The sequence below is a fragment of the Pseudomonas sp. R151218B TE3479 genome, assembly GCF_053629195.1.
This window is the reverse complement of record NZ_JBRJHV010000001.1, coordinates 2,669,631-2,688,905: the sequence shown is the minus strand read 5'-3', so window position 1 is coordinate 2,688,905 and position 19,275 is coordinate 2,669,631. Positions and strand designations below refer to the sequence as shown.

General features: G+C 62.4%; 9 protein-coding genes. 6 read left to right on the top strand and 3 right to left on the bottom strand.

What is annotated here, in order from left to right; genetic code table 11:
• Positions 1–131 precede the first annotated feature (131 nt).
• Complete coding sequence (locus AB7M32_RS12045) at positions 132–8,699, bottom strand: retention module-containing protein (RefSeq protein ID WP_454250015.1); 8,568 nt, start codon at positions 8,697–8,699, stop codon at positions 132–134.
• Positions 8,700–9,153: 454 nt separating this feature from the next.
• On the opposite strand from AB7M32_RS12045, the gene AB7M32_RS12040 reads away from it, so the two are divergent.
• The 3 genes from AB7M32_RS12040 to AB7M32_RS12030 all read left to right on the top strand — a co-directional run bounded on the left by AB7M32_RS12040 (position 9,154) and on the right by AB7M32_RS12030 (position 14,231).
• Positions 9,154–10,512 carry a TolC family outer membrane protein gene (locus AB7M32_RS12040; protein ID WP_072412345.1) on the top strand — a complete coding sequence of 453 codons (1,359 nt, stop codon included), beginning with the start codon at positions 9,154–9,156 and terminating at the stop codon, positions 10,510–10,512.
• 30 nt (positions 10,513–10,542) lie between these two features.
• Positions 10,543–12,702: a type I secretion system permease/ATPase gene (locus AB7M32_RS12035; protein WP_454250014.1), complete on the top strand. Its 2,160-nt coding sequence runs from the start codon at positions 10,543–10,545 to the stop codon at positions 12,700–12,702.
• Between the two features lie 164 nt (positions 12,703–12,866).
• Positions 12,867–14,231 (top strand): HlyD family type I secretion periplasmic adaptor subunit, encoded by a 1,365-nt coding sequence (locus AB7M32_RS12030; protein ID WP_454250013.1) that lies wholly within the window; start codon positions 12,867–12,869, stop codon positions 14,229–14,231.
• Between the two features lie 150 nt (positions 14,232–14,381).
• Here AB7M32_RS12030 and AB7M32_RS12025 read toward each other — a convergent pair whose 3' ends face one another.
• On the bottom strand, positions 14,382–14,978 hold the full coding sequence (locus tag AB7M32_RS12025) for a tRNA-uridine aminocarboxypropyltransferase (RefSeq protein WP_454250012.1): 597 nt from the start codon (positions 14,976–14,978) through the stop codon (positions 14,382–14,384).
• 2 nt (positions 14,979–14,980) lie between these two features.
• On the bottom strand, positions 14,981–15,874 hold the full coding sequence (locus AB7M32_RS12020) for a LysR family transcriptional regulator (RefSeq protein WP_003184133.1): 894 nt from the start codon (positions 15,872–15,874) through the stop codon (positions 14,981–14,983).
• A 332-nt stretch (positions 15,875–16,206) separates the two neighbouring features.
• Here AB7M32_RS12020 and speB point away from each other — a divergent pair, with 332 nt between their 5' ends.
• The 3 genes from speB to AB7M32_RS12005 are packed head-to-tail and all read left to right on the top strand — an operon-like array spanning position 16,207 to position 19,162.
• A complete protein-coding gene (gene speB / locus AB7M32_RS12015; protein WP_072412353.1) occupies positions 16,207–17,157 on the top strand; it encodes an agmatinase in 951 nt (316 codons plus the stop codon).
• A 9-nt stretch (positions 17,158–17,166) separates the two neighbouring features.
• Positions 17,167–17,574, top strand: coding sequence for a YybH family protein (locus AB7M32_RS12010; protein WP_454250011.1), 408 nt, complete (start codon positions 17,167–17,169; stop codon positions 17,572–17,574).
• Between the two features lie 49 nt (positions 17,575–17,623).
• Positions 17,624–19,162 carry a purine-cytosine permease family protein gene (locus AB7M32_RS12005; RefSeq protein WP_454252126.1) on the top strand — a complete coding sequence of 513 codons (1,539 nt, stop codon included), beginning with the start codon at positions 17,624–17,626 and terminating at the stop codon, positions 19,160–19,162.
• The last annotated feature ends 113 nt before the right edge of the window (positions 19,163–19,275 follow it).

Sequence of the window (19,275 nt, the reverse complement as noted above, 5' to 3'; positions counted from 1 at the left end):
ATCGTCGTCAGGCGCTGGCAGTGGGGCGACCTGAACGCCGGGATAACGTCAGTCCGCTTCAGCCGCCCTCATATCCTGCAGCAGGCGCTTGCTCCCGGCAGCCCCAGACGAACGCCGCGATCCAGCTCACCTCACACCGTGTCCACCTTCAACGAATGATCATTCAACATCCCATTGATGATGGTCGCCGTGTCCGCCCCGCCGATGATTCCCCCCGCGCCTGGCGCGACGCCGTAGTGACTGGCGAGGTTGACGCCGGCCAGGTCGATGGTCTGGTTCGGCGTGGCACCAGCAATGGCACTGACATCGATGCTGGTGACGACCGACCCGCCGCTGCCGCTCACACTGAAATGCAGGTAGTCATCCAGTGACGCCGCGCTGCCGTTCTCCCCTTGCAACAGTTGGGACAGGTCGAGTTTGTCGACGCCGGGCGCGAAGTCGGTGATCACGTCGTGGCCGCTGTTGCCCGCCTGCCATTGGAAGGTGTCGGCGCCGCTGCCGCCGGTGAGGGTGTTGTTGCCCAGGCCACCGATCAGCAGGTCGTCGCCGCCACCGCCATTGAGCACGTCATGGCCCAGACCACCGTCGAGGCGGTTGCTGGCACCGTCGCCAGTCAGGGTGTCGTTGAAGTTCGAGCCCACGAGGTTTTCGATGTGGCTCAATGTATCGGTGCCCGCACCCAGGGTGTTCTGCGCCGCCAACAGACCCAGGTTCACCGTGACTGCCGACGTGGCGTGGGCGTAGCTGACGGTGTCGTTGCCCGTACCGCCATCGAGCAGGTCGTTGCCCGTGCCGCTGTAGAGCAGATCATTGCCTGCCCCACCGTTCAGGGTGTTGTTGCCCGAACCGGCGCTGAGTACGTCATTGCCGTCGCCGGCGTTGAGGATGTTGTCGCCGTTGCCAGCCAACAGCACATCGTCGCCACTGGTGCCCGTCAGGGTATGGCCCGCCTGATAGCTGATGCCTACCGCTGCGCTGTCACTGCCACCGTGGTTGTCGCTGGCGGTGTAGCTGCCGTGGTAATCCGCTGTTTTATCTTGCGCCCCGGCATAGTCGACGGTGAGGGTCAGCTGATAGTTCTCCGCCGCGTTGGAATTACCGCCGCCGGGATTGGCGATGTTGGTGAAGTGGATCTGGTAATTGCCATCCGCTGCCGCAGTGAAAGAAGCCCCGTCGTTGATCGCAATGAATGGCCCGCCGTTGAGTGAATACTCCATCGCAATGTGACCGGCCGACAGGTTGTGGTCCAGGGTGAGGGTTTCGCCCTGTTTGAGGCTGATGTTGAGCCGGTCTTCATCGTTGGTGTTGTTATTGGACACCATCCCCAATGCACCGCTGACCACCAACATCGCCGTCATGCTCGCGGTATTGGCGACGAAAGCGCTGCGGCTGAGATTGATCGACTGCACGTTGTTGCCGGTGAAGCTGGCCGTACCAGTGCTGCCGGTGAAGTCCGCGCCTTTGGCGACCCAACCGGTATTGAAACTGGTGGGTGAGGCGGTGAGCGGATCGCCGTTGGCATCGCTGTCGTTACCCAGCAGCAACTCGCCCGGGATCACGATGTTGCCCGACAGCACGTTGGTGATGATGTTGTCGTCGCCAGCGATCGGTGGACTGTTGGGCACGACGTTGATCACCAGGTTGGAGCTCGCCAGGTCACCGTCATGGTCGCTGACGGTGTAGCCGATGTGCTCGCTGATCAAGGTGCTGGTGGTCGTCTGCGAGGTGTAGGTGAACGCACCGGTATCCAGGTTGACCACCAAAGTACCGTGGTGGTCGGTGGCGATGCTCAATGTGTTGGTCGCTGTATTGAAGGAGCCATGGTTGAGCCCGCCGCTGGCGGTCAGCGCACCATGGCCACCGTTGGCCGCCGGGTCATAGCTGTACGTAGTGCCATCGACCACCAGGCTTTTGATAAACCCGCCATCGGCGCCGAACGAGCCCCCCTCGCCCAGCAGGTTGCCGGTGACCGGCGTGCCTTGCACGGTGCCGGAAAGCACCGAGTTGAGCTGGTTCAGGTCGGTGACCACCACTGCGTTGGTGTTGGTGTGCGTGCTGCCGTCATAGGCCAGCGGGTCGAGATTGACGTTTCTGGCGCCGCTGCCCAGGCCGACGGCGTAATTCTTGATGCTGTTGGCATCGAGAAAGGCTTTCCACGCAACCTCGTCCGCCGAGCCGATTTCGCCCAAGGTCGGCTTGCCATCGGAGAAAAAATAACCAATGTTCTGGGCACCGGTCAGTTGTCCGGGGGTTGCGAACGCCGTCTTGGCCATCGCCACGGCCGCATCGTAATTGGTGTCACCGTGCGCGTTCAGCGCGGCTATCAACGTCTTGGCGGTTGCCACGTCCACCCACACGGCACTCTGGTCGGTGGCACTGCCGCTGAAGGTCACAAGCTGGACTTTGACGTCGCCCATGTCGTCGTATTTGTCGAGCAAGGCACTGATCACCTGTTTGGCCAGATCCATACGCGAGAGCCCTGGCACGCCGGAATCGTCTTTCATGCTGCCGGAGACATCAAGCACGATCAGCAGGTTCGAATCGATCTCCACCGCCGTCACCGAACGCTCGGACGCGATGGCGGTAGGCACGTCGTCGACGATACTCACCACCAGATTGCCCGTGACGGTGTTGCCCAGGGAGTCCTTGGCCTGGTAGGTGAAACTTTCACTCAGCACGTTCGGGCCGTCGTTGGCGGCGGGCGTCGTCGTGGCCGGCGAGGTCAACGTGTAGGTGTAGGAACCATCCGGATTGAGCAATAGTTGGCCATGGGCACCGACGCCATTGCCCACCAAGGCGAAAGACACGGCGCCCGTTGCCCCGGTGACAGACCCCACCAAGGTGCCCGTGGCGGTTTCACCGGTGGCGCTCGGGTCACTGCCGGTGACGGTGCCGGGGGCCAGGTCCTGGCCGTCCTGGTTCAGGTCGAGGGCTTTTTCGTAGACGGTCACGTCATGGTCGGTTGCTGCGACGAGGCAGCTGTTATGCACGTCGATGGTGATGGTCGTCGTGCTTTCATCGCCATCGGCATCGCGCACGGTGTAGGTGAACACATCGGTGGCGCCCGGTGCGCCGACGGTGTTCGGGTTGCTGTGGTAGACGGCGTTGCCGTTGGCGTCCAGGGTCAGGTAGCCGTAGGTGCCATTGATCTGGCTGTTGAGGCCGCCGATGGCGGGGTTCGAAGTGTCGTTGCCGGCGCGCACACCGACGACTGCACCGCCGTCGGCACCGAGTACGTCGTTGTCCAGCACGTTGCCATTGACCGTCCCGCCCTCCACCACCGAGGCGACATCGCAGTGAGCCTTGGGCACATCGTCGACAATGTCGATGACGATGGTGCTGGTGACTGTGTTGCCCAACGAGTCCGTGGCCTGATAGGTGAAGCTTTCGCTCAACACGTTCGGGCCATCGTTGGCGTGGGGCGTGGTGGTGGCTGGCGCCGTCAGGGTGTAGGTGTAGGTACCGTCGGAGTGCAGCAACAGTTGACCGTAGGCACCCGTGGCATTGCCCACCAGGGTGAAGGTCACTGCGCCCACAGCACCGCTGATCGAGCCGACGAGGCTGCCGCTGGCGGTTTCGCTGGTGGCATTCGGGGCGCTACCGGTGACGGTGCCGGGGGCCAGGTCCTGGCCGTCCTGGTTCAGGTCGAGGGCTTTTTCGTAGACGCTGATTTCATGATCCGGTGCGGCGACCAGACAGCTGTTATGCACGTCGATGGTGATGGTCGTCGTGCTTTCATCGCCGTCGGCATCACGCACGGTGTAGGTGAACACATCGGTCGCACCTGGGGCGCTGACGGTGTTCGGGTTGCTGTGGTAGACGGCGTTGCCGTTGGCGTCGAGGGTCAGGTAGCCGTAGGTGCCATTGATCTGACTGTTGAGTCCACCGACGACAGGGTTCGAGGTGTCGTTACCGGCGCGCACGCCAATCACCATGCCACCGTCCGCGCCAAGCACGTCGTTGTCCAATACATTGCCGTTGACCGTGCCGCCTTCCTCCACCGAGGCCAAATCGGCATGGGCGTTGGGCACGTCGTCGACGATGTCGATGACGATGGTGCTGGTGACGGTATTGCCCAAGGAATCCGTGGCCTGATAGGTGAAGCTTTCGCTCAGCACGTTCGGACCGTCGTTGGCGTGAGGCGTGGTCGTGGCTGGCGCCGTCAGGGTGTAGGTATAGGAACCGTCGGGCTGAAGCGACAGTTGACCGTAGGCACCCGTGGCATTGCCCACCAGCGTGAAGGTCACTGCGCCCACGGCACCACTGATCGAACCGACGAGGCTGCCGCTGGCGGTCTCGCTGGTGGCGCTCGGGGCGCTGCCGGTGACGGTGCCGGGGGCCAGGTCCTGGCCGTCCTGGTTCAGGTCGAGGGCTTTTTCGTAGACGCTGATTTCGTGGTCCGGCGTGGCGACGAGGCAGACATCATGAACATCAATGGTGATGGTCGTGGTGCTTTCATCGCCATCGGCGTCGCGCACGGTGTAGGTGAAGACGTCGGTCGCACCCGGGGCGCTGACGGTGTCCGGGTTGCTGTGGTAGACGGCGTTGCCGTTGGCATCCAGGGTCAGATAGCCGTAGGTGCCGTTGATCTGGGTATTCAGGCCGCCAATCGCCGGGGTCGAGGTGTCGTTGCCAGCGCGCACGCCAATCACGGCACCACTCATGGCCGGCCCGTCGGCGCCGCCTTCGTCGTTATTCAGGACGTTGCCACTGACCGTTCCGCCTTCATCCACCGAGGCGGAATCAGCGTGGGCGGTCGGCAAATCGTCGACGATATTTACGTCCAGGTTGCCGTTGGCCGTGGTGCCGTTATCGTCGGTAACCACAACAGCGAATTGTTCGCTAACGCTGTTGGCGCCGTTGGCGTTTGGATGGGCTTCGTTGTCCAGCAAGGTGTAGCTGTAGCTGACCACACCAGTGCTGGCGTTGTAGCCAGTGATGGTCAAGGTGTTGCCCAGCGCGGTGGTAATCGATTGTGGGAAACCCGCCGCCACACCGCCGGTGACGACGTTGATACCGCCCACGCTCAGGGTCTGCACGCCGTCCAGCGCGGTCACGGTGAACGTGCCACTTTGAGTCAGGGCCGATGCATCCGGGCTGCTGCCGTCGCTGAGGTTTTTCTCCTGCAACGACAGCTCGCCACCTTCAGTGTCGAGGCCGGTAATGATCACCGGGTCGTCGTTGTTGTGCACTTGCAGCACCAGGTTCGCGGTGCTGGTGTCGCCATCGGCGTCGGTCAGTGTGTAGGTGAAGGTTTCGCTACCATTGCCACCGCCGTGCAAACCTTTGAAATCGGCATCGGCAGTGTTGAGGGTATAGGTGTAGGAGCCGTCGGCGTTGAGCACGAGAGTGCCGTAAGTGCCAGTGAAGGTGCCGGGGGTGATTGGGCCGGATGCCACGTGATCCGCGCCTTGGGTGTCGTTGGTCAGCACGCTGCCGGTCAGGGTCAGGTTGGTTTCCGAGGCGGTACCGGAGTTGCTGTCGTCCACGGCTTTAGGCAGGTCATCGACGATGTTCACGTCGAGGTTACCGTTGGCGGTGGTGCCGTTATCGTCGGTGGCAACTACGGCGAATTGCTCGCTAACGCTGTTGGCGCCATTGGCGTTTGGATGGGCTTCGTTGTCCAGCAAGGTGTAGCTGTAGCTGACCACACCAGTGCTGGCGTTGTAGCCAGTGATGGTCAAGGTGTTGCCCAACGCAGTGGTAATCGATTGTGGGAAACCGGCTACCACGCCGCCCGTGACGACGTTGATGCCGCCAACACTCAGCGTCTGCACACCGTCCAGCGCGGTCACGGTGAACGTGCCACTTTGAGTCAGGGCCGATGCATCCGGGCTGCTGCCGTCGCTGAGGTTTTTCTCCTGCAACGACAGCTCGCCACCTTCGGTATCGAGGCCGGTGATGATCACCGGGTCGTCGTTGTTGTGCACTTGCAGCACCAGGTTCGCGGTGCTGGTGTCGCCATCGGCGTCGGTCAGTGTGTAGGTGAAGGTTTCGCTGCCATTGCCACCGCCGTGCAAACCTTTGAAATCGGCATCGGCAGTGTTGAGGGTGTAGGTGTAGGAGCCGTCGGCGTTGAGCACCAGAGTGCCGTAGGTGCCGGTAAACGTCCCGGGCGTGATTGGGCCGGATGCCACGTGATCCGCACCTTGGGTATCGTTGGTCAGCACGCTGCCAGTCAGGGTCAGGTGGTTTTCCGAGGCCGTGTTGGCGTTGTTGTCGTCCACGGCCTTGGGCAGGTCGTCGACGATGTTCACGTCCAGGTTGCCGTTGGCTGTGGTGCCGTTATCGTCGGTAACCACAACAGCGAATTGTTCGCTAACGCTGTTGGCGCCGTTGGCGTTTGGATGGGCTTCGTTGTCCAGCAAGGTGTAGCTGTAGCTGACCACACCAGTGCTGGCGTTGTAGCCAGTGATGGTCAAGGTGTTGCCCAACGCAGTGGTAATCGATTGTGGGAAACCGGCTACCACGCCGCCCGTGACGACGTTGATGCCGCCAACACTCAGCGTCTGCACACCGTCCAGCGCGGTCACGGTGAACGTGCCACTTTGAGTCAGGGCCGATGCATCCGGGCTGCTGCCGTCGCTGAGGTTTTTCTCCTGCAACGACAGCTCGCCACCTTCGGTGTCGAGGCCGGTGATGATCACCGGGTCGTCGTTGTTGTGCACTTGCAGCACCAGGTTCGCAGTGCTGGTGTCGCCATCGGCGTCGGTCAGTGTGTAGGTGAAGGTTTCGCTGCCATTGCCACCGCCGTGCAAACCTTTGAAATCGGCATCGGCAGTGTTGAGGGTGTAGGTGTAGGAGCCGTCGGCGTTGAGCACAAGAGTGCCGTAAGTGCCAGTGAAGGTGCCGGGGGTGATTGGGCCGGATGCCACGTGATCCGCGCCTTGGGTGTCGTTGGTCAGTACGCTGCCGGTCAGGGTCAGGTTGGTTTCCGAGGCGGTACCGGAGTTGCTGTCGTCCACGGCTTTAGGCAGGTCATCGACGATGTTCACGTCGAGGTTACCGTTGGCGGTGGTGCCATTGTCATCGGTGGCAACTACGGCGAATTGCTCGCTAACGTTGTTGGCGCCGTTGGCATTTGGGTGGGCTTCGTTGTCCAGCAGCGTGTAGTTATAACTGACCACGCCGGTGCTGGCGTTGTAGCCGGTGATGGTCAGCGTGTTGCCCAGCGCGGTGGTAATCGACTGTGGGAAACTGGCCGCCACACCGCCCGTCACCACATTGATCCCACCCACACTCAGGGTCTGTACCCCGTCCAGCGCGGTGACGGTGAACGTGCCGCTTTGAGTCAGGGCGGACGAGTCCGGACTGCTGCCATCGTTGAGATTTTTCTCCTGCAACGACAGCTCGCCACCTTCAGCATCCAGGCCCACCAACACCACCGGATCATCATTGTTATGCACTTGCAGCACCAGATTCGCAGTGCTGGTGTCGCCATCGGCGTCGGTCAGTGTGTAGGTGAACGTCTCGGTACCGCTGCCCCCCCCATGCAACGCGACGAATTGCGGATCGCTGGTGTTCAGGGTGTAGGTGTACGTGCCGTTGGGGTTGAGCACCAGGGTGCCGTAGGTGCCGGTAAACGTCCCGCCAATGATCGGCCCGCTGTCGGGGCCGGTGGGAATCCGGTCGGCGCCCTGGTGGTCGTTGGGCAATACGTTGCCGGCAAGGGTGACCAGGGTTTCCGACGCCGTGTTCGCGTGGCTGTCGTCGATCGCCTGGGGCACGTCATCGGTGATGTTGACGTCCAGGGTGCCGGTGGCCGTGTCGCCGTCGGTGTCGACGGCCACCACGGGGAACTGCTCGGTAATGGTGTTGGCACCACCGCCGGCAGGATGGGTTTCATTGTCCGTCAGGGTGTAGGTGTAACTGACCACCCCCGTGGTCGGGTCATAGCCCGTGATGGTCAACGTGTTGCCCAGCGCCGACGTGATGGTTTGAGGAAAGCCTGCGGGCACGCCGCCACTGATCACGTTGATGCCGCCGATGCTCAGGCTGCTCAGCCCGTCAGGCGCGGAAACCGTGAAGGTGCCATTTTGCACCAGCGCCCCCGGATTGCTGGCCGAACCATCGGCCAGATTGGCCTCGTTGGTGGTCAGTTCGCCGCCCTCGACATTGACCCCGTCGAGGGTCACGGGGTTGTCCGGCGTCTCAGGGGTTACCGGTGGGGTTGCATCATCGCCGGTATTATCCGGGTCACCGGCCAAGCGTAGCTGGGGAAATTCGGGAATCCCGTTGAACCCGGCCGTCGGAAAACCGATCAGCGGATCGACCTCCCCGCCGACTTCTTCCAACAGCACAAAACTGTGCCCACCGCCCACGCCCCCCGGATTGCCACCTTCGGGTCCGGCGGCCGTGGCTTCGCCGGTCTGGGTCGGGTCGGCACCGGCGGCGATGGCTTGCTGCAGTTTTTGTACATCGGTCAGTTGCGCGTCACTCGGCGTCGTCGTGTCGGGCGTGTCGACATGAGGCGCATGGTTGGCCAGCAGCTGCGGGGTCAGGGTCAGGTTGCTTTCGCGGCCCAGGGTCAACGACTGGCCGTTCTGCAGATGAACAGCCACGGCCCCTTCGGCACCGGTGACCAAGTGTTCGCCGGCATAGAGCCGATCGCCTTCGACCAAAGGCCGCCGCAGGCCACCAGCCGCTTCTGCGAAAACTTGCCCGACCACTTTGCTGACGATACCGATGAGCGCTGCCATGTGCATTTCCTCCGTTGCCGACCGCAATCGGCACCTGTCTGGGTGAAGAACTCGTCCTCAGGTTGGCGACCCAAAAAGCTGGAAAATCTGCCAGCTTTCGCGAAAGCAGAAGGTGCTGGCAATTAGCCTAAACGACAAAAAACCGTCACCAAAAACCACTTCTCACATCGCCCCTTCGGCACTTCTTCACATTGCGTAAAAATCTGCGTGGAACTTTTATTGACGCCTAAAAGCCGTCAGAACCCGCAGATTCAAAGGCTTTCGCTTTGAACAATGTGCCGGTTTTTTTCAAGCTCATAAGTTTTTTTCGGCATAAGCCTTATGAGAAATTCTTCTTAGGTTTTGCTCAGGATGTTCTTAGCTGTGTTGTTACAAGGTTGAAACGGTTTTGATCTTAAACACGTCAATATTTTGGCGACAAGCGAAGCACTACAGACCTCAGGAGATGCACCCCATGCGCGTTCTAACCCCCCTCTGCAGCGCGGTTTTGCTGGCCATGGCCTGCTCTTCTCAGGCGCAGGCCATGTCATTGACCGAGGCGATCCAGAGCACCATCGCGACTCACCCGGAACTGGCACAACGGGTGGACAGCCGTCTGTCGGCCAATGAAGACGTCAAGGTCGCCAGAGGGGGCTTTTTCCCATCGGTGGATCTGAATGCCGGTTACGGCCGTGGCTACAGCGACAACACCAACACCCGTGCCCTGGGCAACCACCACACCAATATCCTGACCTACACCCAATCGGAGCTGCGCCTGCGGCAGATGATCTTCGACGGGTTCAACACCGCCAATGAAGTGCAACGCACCCAGGGCGTGGTCAATTCCCGGGCCTATTACGCCCAGGGCACCGCCCAGGATCTGGCGCTGCGTACCATCGAGGTCTACCTGGAAGTGCTCAAGCGTCGTGAGTTGGTGACGCTGGCCAAGAACAATCTGCAGGCACACCTGCGGGTCAACGACCAGATCGGCCTGCGCACCGAGCGTGGGGTGGGCAGTACGGCCGACTCCGACCAGTCCAATGCCCGTCGGGCCCTGGCGGAAAACAACTACGACACCGCCCAGGTGGACCTGGCTGACGCCGAGGCGAACTTCTACAGCGTGGTCGGACGCATGCCCGATGAGCTGGAGGCGCCGCCCTCGACCAAAGGCGAAATCCCCGCCGACCTGCGCGAAGCCCAGCAAAGCATGGTGGATAACAACCCGTACCTGAAATCGGCCCAGGCCGACATTCAGTCCGCCGAGAGCCAATATGAAGTGGCGAAGTCGCCGTTCTACCCGCGCTTCGATGCCGAAGCAGCGGTGGGCGCCAACAACAACCTCGGCGGCGAAGAAGGCCACGACAACAACTGGCGCGTGGGGGTGGTGATGAACTACAACCTGTTCCGCGGTGGCAGCGACAAGGCACGGCTGGCGTCCAACGCCCACCAGATCAACCAGGCCATGGACATCCGCAACAACGCCCTGCGCCAGCTCAACGAAGACACGCGCCTGGCCTGGAACGCGATGCTCAACGCCCGCAAACAGACCCCCACCGCCCGCGAGTACGCCGACACCACCGCCCGTGTGCGCGCCGCGTACCAGGATCAGTTCGGTCTCGGCCAGCGCACCCTGCTCGACCTGCTCGACAGCGAAAACGAGCTGTACAACGCCAACCGCCGCTACACCGAAGTGCGTTACACCGAGGAATACTCGATGTACCGGGTGCTGGCGAACATGGGCCTGCTGTTGCACAAACAACGGATCGTGCTGCCGGCCGATGCGGTCGCGCAAACCGAAGTCAAGAACCAGGCACGGCTGCCGGAACTGAAGTAGCCCCCTCGAAAAAAAATGGGAGCGAACACTGTGACCAGCATGGAACCCACAACCCCTGGCGTCGATCCGCGCCTGAACTTCGATGATCCCTTGCTGGACGGCCTGTTGATCCTCTGCAAACTCCATGGCGCGACGGTCAGCCGCGCCAGCCTCAGCGCCGGGCTCCCTATGGCGCACCAACGCTTGAGCCTGGACCTGCTGCCTCGCGCAGCGGCCCGGGCGAGCTTGCAGGCGCGCTTGTTGCGTCGTGAGCTGGCGGACATCTCACCCCTGAACCTGCCGGTGATGCTGATCCTGGCGGGGGGGCGCTGCGCGGTATTGCGGCGCTGGGGCGAGGATGGCAAGGCGCTGATCCTGCCCAGCGAAGCCGATGGTGGCGAGCAATGGGTCAGCCGCGAGGAACTGACCACCGATTACAGCGGCCAGGCGCTATTCGCCCGGCCGCGCCATGAACTCGAAGACCTGCGCGCGCCCTTGGTGCCGAGGGTCGAGGCGTGGTTTCGCGACACCTTGAAATTGTCGCGCTGGCTGTACAGCGACGCGATCCTGGCGAGTTTCCTGATCAACCTGCTGGGGCTGATGGTGCCGCTGTTCGTCATGCAGACCTACGACCGCGTGGTGCCGAACCAGGCCACGTCCACCTTGTGGGTGCTGGCCGTGGGGCTGTTGATCGGCACCGGCTTCGAACTGGTGCTGCGGGTGGTGCGCGCCCATCTACTGGACACCGCCGGCAAGAAAACCGACGTGATTCTGTCCGCCACCCTGTTTGAACGCATCACCGGCATGGCGATGAAGGCCAAGCCGGTGACCATCGGCGGCTTCGCCCAGAGCATCCACGACTTCCAGGGCCTGCGCGAATTCCTTACGGCGGTGACCCTCACCAGCCTGATCGACCTGCCCTTCGCCCTGCTGATGCTGGTCGTGATCGGCCTGCTGGGCGGCTGGCTGGTGGTAATTCCCGTGATCGCATTTCCGATCACCATCGTCTTCGCCATGGTCATCCAGGTGCGCCTGCGCGACACCGTGCAAAAAAGCCTGGCCCTCGGCGCCCAGCGCCAGGCCCTGCTGATCGAAACCCTCGGTGGCCTGGAAACCCTCAAGGCCTGCAGCGCCGAAAGCGAGCGCCAGCATCAATGGGAAAGCACCCACGGCGCCCTCACCCGCCTGGACAGCCATACGCGCAACCTCTCGGCACTGGCGACCAATGGCACCTTGTTCCTGCAACAACTGGCGGGCATGGCGACCATTGTCGCCGGGGTCTACAGCATCATTGCCGGCAACCTCAGCGTCGGCGCGCTGGTGGCGACCTACATGCTCGGCAGCCGGGTGCTCGCCCCGCTCGGGCAGATCGCCGGGCTGATCACCCGCTACCAGCAGGCCCAGCTCACCATGCGCAGCACCGATGCCTTGATGGCGCTGCCCCAGGAGCGCGACGCCAAGCAGCGGCCCCTGGACCGTACCCAATTGCAGGGTGCCCTGGACGTCAGCGGCGTGACGTTCCACTACAACGGCCAGAGCACCCCGGCGCTGGCCAATATCAGTTTCAGCCTCAAGCCCGGCGAGCGGGTGGGCATCATCGGCCGCAGTGGCTCGGGCAAGAGCACCCTGGCACGGCTGGTGATGGGTTTCTATGCCCCGGAGGAAGGCCAGTTACTGCTGGACGGCCTGGACCTGCGGCAACTGGACGTCGCCGACCTGCGCCAACAGATCGGCTACGTCGCCCATGACCTGCCGTTGCTGGCCGGTAGCCTGCGGGACAACCTCACCCTCGGCGCGCGCTACATCAGCGATGCGCGCATGCTGGAAGTGGCGGAACTGACCGGTGTCACCGAACTGGCGCGCCAACATCCTCAAGGTTTCGACCGTCCGGTGGGCGAGCGTGGGCAGTTGCTGTCCGGCGGCCAACGCCAAGCCGTGCTGCTGGCCCGGGCCTTGTTGCTCGACCCGCCGATCCTGCTGCTGGACGAACCCACCAGCGCCATGGACAACAGCAGCGAAGACGTCCTGCGGCAGAAGCTTCACACCCATGTACAGGGCAAGACGGTGCTATTGGTCACTCACCGCACCTCGATGCTGAGCCTGGTGGACCGGTTGGTGGTGCTGGATAACGGCCGGATCGTGGCGGATGGGCCGAAGGATGCCGTCATCGATGCGTTGCGCAAGGGACGGGTAGGCTCCGCGGCTGTTTAAGCGCAACACCGCATCCTGTGGGAGCGAGCTTGCTCGCGATAGCGTTGGATCAGTTGGCACAGGTGTGACTGTTACATCGCTATCGCGAGCAAGCTCGCTCCCACACAAGCTCGCTCTCACAGGTTCTTTTCGGCTCTATTTTCTCTCACTGACGGGTACCGCCCATGTTTGCTCAAACACCGGATTCAGCCGCCCGAAGCTACTTCGGCAGTTTCAGCAAAAGCGCCGAAAGCGAGTTCATGCCGGAAACCGCTGGCGCCACGCTGCAGGATTCGCCCCGGCGCTCGCGGGTTACCGTATGGCTGGCCGCCGGGTTGATCATCACCGGGCTGGTCTGGGCGAAGTTGGCGGTCTTGCAGGAAGTCACCACCGGCGAAGGCAAGGCGATTCCGTCGAGCAAGATCCAGGTGATCCAGAACCTGGAGGGCGGCATCGTCACCGAGATATTCGTGCGCGAAGGCCAGATGGTGAACAAGGGCGATACCCTACTGCGCCTGGACGACACGCGCTATCAATCGAACAAGGGCGAGAGCGAGGCCGACCGCTATGCCTTGACCGCCCAGGTCGAGCGCCTGTCGGCCGAGGCCGAGGGCCGGCCCTTCAAGCTTTCAGCGGAGGTGATCGCCAAGGCCCCGCAAGTGGCCGAGGACGAGCGCTCGCTGTATGAACAACGCCAGCGGCGCCTGGCCAGCGAACAACGGACCCTGACCGAACAGCTGCGGCAGAAGACCCAGGAGCTGGCGGAGTTTCGCTCCAAGCAAGGCCAGTTCAGCTCCGCCCTGGCCTTGTTGCAGGAAGAAATGAACATGTCCGCGCCACTGGTGCGCACCGGGGCCGTGTCGCCGGTGGAGATCCTGCGGCTCAAGCGCAGCGCGGTGGAAATCCGCGGTTCGCTCAACGCCACCACCCTGGCGATTCCCCGGGCCGAATCGGCGATCAACGAGATCAAGAGCAAGATCGACGAATCGGAACAGACCTTCCGCTCCGAAGCGGCCAAGGACCTCAACGAGAAACGCACCGAACTGTCGAAAATCACCGCCTCGAGCATCGCCATCGACGACCGCGTGACCCGCACGACGGTGGTCTCGCCGGTGCATGGGGTGATCAAGCAACTGAAGGTCAACACCATCGGCGGTGTGGTGCAGCCGGGCAACGACATGGTGGAAATCGTGCCCCTGGAAGACAACCTGCTGATCGAAGCCAAGGTCCGCCCCCAGGACGTGGCGTTCCTGCACCCGGGTCAGAAAGCCATGGTCAAGTTCAGCGCCTACGACTACACGATCTATGGCGGGCTGAGCGCCAGACTCGAACTGATCGGCGCCGACACCATCACCGATGACAAGGGCAACAGCTTCTACCTGATCCAGGTGCGCACGGATAAAAACCACTTGGGTGGAGATGCCAAACCATTGCTGATCATCCCGGGGATGGTGGCGACGGTGGACATCATTACTGGGGAGAAAAGTGTCCTGGATTACCTGCTAAAGCCGGTGTTGAAGGCGCGGACCGAGGCGATGCGTGAGCGGTAGTTCCTGACTGGAATCTTCTCTGGTCAATAAGGCCGTCATCGCGAGCAAGCTCGCTCCCACAGTTGATCTCCAGCGCGCACAAGGCTTGTGTTCTACACATATCCAATGTGGGAGCGAGCTTGCTCGCGATGAGGCCAGCGAAGACAGCACTCATTTCTCAGCATGGTTACGTCGAAACGTCTGCTCCCCCATCGCCACAATCTGCCCTTCGATCAGCGCTTCGAAGGGCCTCAACAACGGTTCGAAACTCGTCGGCGCCTCCAGCGTCTGCAACGCCTGGACAATCGCCTCCACCGTCGACAACGCCCCCGGCCCCGGCGCCTTGCGCAAGCGATAACGGGACACCCCGCTTTCAGCCAGCGTCACCCTCGGCAGCGCCGCCAACAAGGGGTTTAGGTGCAGCAACTTGCGCGCCTTGCGCCAGGTGCCATCCGGAACGACCAGCAGGATCGGCTCATCGGACGGGGCGCGGGCCTGCAACGGTAGAGCCTCGTCACCGGGAAACAACAACCGCACCTGATAACCCGGTTGATCGAGCAGCCGTGGCAAATCCTCGAACACCTCGCCCACGATCAACTCGGCATTATTGAGCCCCAACGCCGCCAGCCGGGCGGTATTCAAAGCGTGGTTCACTTCACTGGGATGCTGCAACAGCAAGACGCGGGTGCGGCTGTCGAGGCTGGGGATCAGCGGGCACAGGCAATGGCTTTGTGGCCTGTGGCAACGCGGGCATTGGATTCTGGACATGGTCAGGCCTGATTCAGTTGAGCTTTGAGCAAATCACGGAACGTCTGGATCAGCGGCTCGCGGCTGCGACCACGGCGCACGATCATTGAAAACGGCGCCTGATAGCCGAAGGTCGCTGGCAGCAGCACGCGCAAGTCGCCCTTGTCGACCCAGGCCTGGGCGTAGTGCTCAGGCAGGTAGCCGACGTAGGCACCGGACAGCACCAGGATCAACTGCGCCTCCATGCTCTCCACCGTCGCCGCGCTGTGCTTGAAGCCGTGGCGGGCCAGTTCGGCCTGGCTCCAGTAACCGCGTCCGACCATGCGTTGCTGGGTGATGACCTGCTCGGGAATGCGCCGCTCGTTGAACAACGGGTGGCGGTTGCTGCAATACAACCAGTGCTGCTCACGGTACAGCGGCATGTAGACCAGCCCGCTCATGCGCGTGGAAAACGCACCGATGGCCAGGTCCAGGCGGTTGTCCTGCACGCCGAGTTGCAGCTCGTAAGGGCTCATGACCGACAGGTGCAAATGCACCGCCGGATGTTCCTGGCTGTAGGCACCGATGGCTTCGGCGAACGGCAAGGCCTTGTCGCTGACCGTGGAGTCGATCACTCCCAGGTTCAGCGTGCCACGCAACTCACCCTTGAGGGCCGCAGCGTATTGCTCGAACCCTTCGAGCTCGCCCAACAGGCGCAGGGTTTCCTGATGGAACAGCTCGCCCTTGCTGGTCAGGCTGAACCCGCCCCGGCCGCGATGACACAGCACCAGGCCCAGGGCCGATTCCAGCTGGCTCATGTAGGTGCTGATGGCCGACGTGGACAAGTTGAGCTCATGCTGGGCATTGGCGAAACCCTGGTGCCGGACCACGCTGACAAAAATGCGCAGCAGTTTCAGGTCGGGTAGAGCGTTGGCCATTGGGGGTCTCCATACAGGCGGGTCACTGCACATTTGTGGCGAGGGGATTTATCCCCGCTGGGCTGCGAAGCAGCCCCAATATCATTTTCCTGACACACCGGGCTTTCAAATTTTAGGGCCGCTTCGCGCCCCAGCGGGGATAAATCCCCTCGCCACAGGGGCCACTACTTCCCAATCCAAACAGGGGGACTGCGCTGACGCGAAGTCTATCGCCCCGTCCGTCATTAGTTTAGAAAAATCTGAACTAAGTATTTGCCGGCAGCGATTCTTCACGGCAACGGCTTTTCGCAGAATCGGCCCCTGATAAATAAAACAGCGATGAGGCCCTACCCGTGGACAAGACTCTTCACCAACCACTGGGCGGCAACGAAATGCCGCGCTTCGGCGGCATCGCCACCATGATGCGACTCCCCCATTTGCAAACCGCTGCTGGCCTGGACGCGGCCTTCGTCGGCGTACCGCTGGACATCGGCACCTCTCTACGCGCCGGCACCCGTTTCGGTCCTCGCGAGATCCGCGCCGAATCGGTGATGATCCGCCCCTACAACATGGCCACCGGCGCCGCGCCGTTCGACTCACTGTCGGTGGCGGACATCGGCGATGTGGCGATCAACACCTTCAACCTGCTGGACGCGGTGCGGATCATCGAAGAGTCGTACCACAAGATCCTCGAACACAACGTCATCCCCCTGACCCTGGGCGGCGATCACACCATCACCCTGCCGATCCTGCGGGCGATCCACAAGAAACACGGCAAGGTCGGCCTGGTGCACATCGACGCCCATGCCGATGTGAACGACCACATGTTCGGCGAGAAGATCGCCCACGGAACCACCTTCCGCCGCGCCGTGGAAGAAGGCCTGCTCGATTGCGACCGCGTAGTACAGATCGGCCTGCGGGCCCAGGGCTACACCGCCGATGATTTCAACTGGAGCCGCAACCAGGGCTTTCGCGTGGTCCAGGCCGAAGAGTGCTGGCACAAATCCCTGGCGCCGTTGATGGCCGAAGTGCGCGAGAAAGTCGGCGGCGGCCCGGTGTACCTGAGCTTCGACATCGACGGCATCGACCCGGCCTGGGCGCCCGGCACCGGCACCCCGGAAATCGGCGGCCTGACCACCATCCAGGCGATCGAAATCGTGCGGGGCTGCCAGGGCCTCGACCTGGTCGGTTGCGATCTGGTAGAAGTCTCGCCGCCGTACGACACCACCGGCAACACCTCGCTGCTGGGCGCCAACCTGCTGTACGAGATGCTCTGCGTACTGCCCGGCGTGGTTCATCGCTGAGGTGCGGTCATGAACGATCGAGATCAAATCCTCAAGGCCGCCGCTGAGCTGGTGTCGACCTTCGCCCGCAATGACCGCGACGCCTACTTCGGTGCGTTCACGGCCGATGCGAGTTTCGTGTTCTACACCCTTGAACAGCCCCTGCTGTCACGCGATGCCTACCAGGCGTTGTGGGATCGCTGGCGGTCCGAGGATGGCTTCGAGGTGCTGAACTGCACCTCGAGCAACGCCTTCGTCAGCCTGCAAGGGGACGTGGCGATTTTCATCCATGACGTGGCCACCGAGCTGCGCATGCAAGGGGAGCTTCACCGTAGCCAGGAGCGCGAAACCATTGTGTTTCGCCAAGAACAACAAGGCCTATGGCTGGCCTGTCACGAACATTTGTCCGCAATACCGGAAGGGCTGCCATCCCCTTAGCAACAGGCGACATTCACATTCGATGAATGCGCCTCGATGATCGGAGCAGATCATGCATAACAATAACGATAAAAGCCTTACGCACATTGAAACCAACGGCGTCGAACAGATCCCGGACCACGAACGCACCGCCGGCCCGGGCGACCTGTTTCGCCTGATCTTCGGCGGCGCCAATACCTTCGCCACCGCCGTGCTCGGCAGTTTCCCGGTGCTGTTCGGCTTGTCGTTCCAGGCCGGAGTCTGGGCGATTGTGCTGGGCGTGTTGGTGGGTTCGATCATTCTCGCGCCGATGGGCCTGTTCGGCCCGCTCAACGGCACCAACAACGCGGTGTCTTCCGGTGCGCACTTCGGCGTGCACGGGCGCATCGTCGGCTCGTTCCTCTCGTTGCTGACCGCCATCGCGTTTTTCTCGCTGTCGGTGTGGAGTTCGGGCGATGCGTTGATCGGCGGCGCCAAGCGGCTGGTCGGCGTGCCGGAAACCGACCTGAGCCTGGGCCTGGCCTACGGCCTGTTCGCCCTGCTGGTGTTGACGGTGTGCATCTACGGCTTCCGCTTCATGCTGTGGGTCAACCGCATTGCCGTGTGGGCCGCCAGCCTGCTGTTCCTGCTGGGCATTTTCGCCTTCGCACCGACCTTCGACAGCCAGTTCGCCGGCACGGTCAGCCTCGGCCAGCCGGGCTTCTACGCGGCCTTCATCGGCGCGGCGCTGGTAGCCATGAGCAACCCGATCTCCTTCGGAGCGTTCCTGGGCGACTGGTCGCGCTACATCCCCCGCAATACGCCCAAGCGCCGCATCATGCTGGCCGTGATCGCGGCACAACTGGCGACATTGATCCCGTTCCTGTTCGGCCTCGCCACCGCCACCATCGTGGCGATCAAGGCGCCGGACTACATCGCGGCCAACAACTACGTGGGCGGGCTGCTGGCGGTTTCGCCGGGTTGGTTCTTCCTGCCGGTGTGCCTGATCGCGGTGATCGGCGGCATGTCCACCGGCACCACATCGCTGTATGGCACCGGCCTGGACATGTCCAGCGTGTTCCCACGTGTGCTGTCACGGGTCAAGGCCACGCTGCTGATCGGCGTGCTGTCGATTGCCTTCATCTTCATCGGGCGCTTCGCGGCGAACCTGGTGCAGAGCGTATCCACATTCGCCGTGCTGATCATCACCTGCACCACACCGTGGATGGTGATCATGATCATCGGTCTGCTGGTGCGCCGCGGCTTCTACTGCCCGGATGACCTGCAAGTGTTCACCCGCGGTGAAACCGGCGGGCGCTACTGGTTCAGCCACGGCTGGAACTGGCGCGGCCTGGGGGCGTGGATCCCCAGTGCGCTGGTGGGGTTGTGCTTCGTCAACCTGCCGGGGCAGTTCGTCGGGCCGCTGGGGGAATTGGCCGGCGGGATCGACATCAGCCTGCCGGTGACCCTGGGCCTGGCTTCGGTGGTGTACCTGGTGCTGCTTGGGTTGTTTCCAGAACCGGCGGCGGTTTATGGGCCAGATGATCCGCGGAGCAAAAGCCAGTCGAGCGCAGAACCTGTGGCGAGGGGATTTATCCCCGCTGGGGCGCGCAGCGCTCCCAAACCCTGACACCTCGGTGTGCCAGCCAGATTGAGTTGACTATTTTGGGGCTGCTTCGCAGCCCAACGGGGATGAATCCCCTCGCCACAAGGGCATCACTCATCCCGACCTTCCTATAAAAA

What these genes read in the sequence shown, in the direction of transcription:
- AB7M32_RS12045 (WP_454250015.1), bottom strand. Translation starts at nt 8,699, where the DNA reads ATGGCAGCGCTCATCGGTATCGTCAGCAAAGTGGTCGGGCAAGTTTTC.
- AB7M32_RS12040 (WP_072412345.1), top strand. Translation starts at nt 9,154, where the DNA reads ATGCGCGTTCTAACCCCCCTCTGCAGCGCGGTTTTGCTGGCCATGGCC.
- AB7M32_RS12030 (WP_454250013.1), top strand. Translation starts at nt 12,867, where the DNA reads ATGTTTGCTCAAACACCGGATTCAGCCGCCCGAAGCTACTTCGGCAGT.
- AB7M32_RS12025 (WP_454250012.1), bottom strand. Translation starts at nt 14,978, where the DNA reads ATGTCCAGAATCCAATGCCCGCGTTGCCACAGGCCACAAAGCCATTGC.
- AB7M32_RS12020 (WP_003184133.1), bottom strand. Translation starts at nt 15,874, where the DNA reads ATGGCCAACGCTCTACCCGACCTGAAACTGCTGCGCATTTTTGTCAGC.
- AB7M32_RS12010 (WP_454250011.1), top strand. Translation starts at nt 17,167, where the DNA reads ATGAACGATCGAGATCAAATCCTCAAGGCCGCCGCTGAGCTGGTGTCG.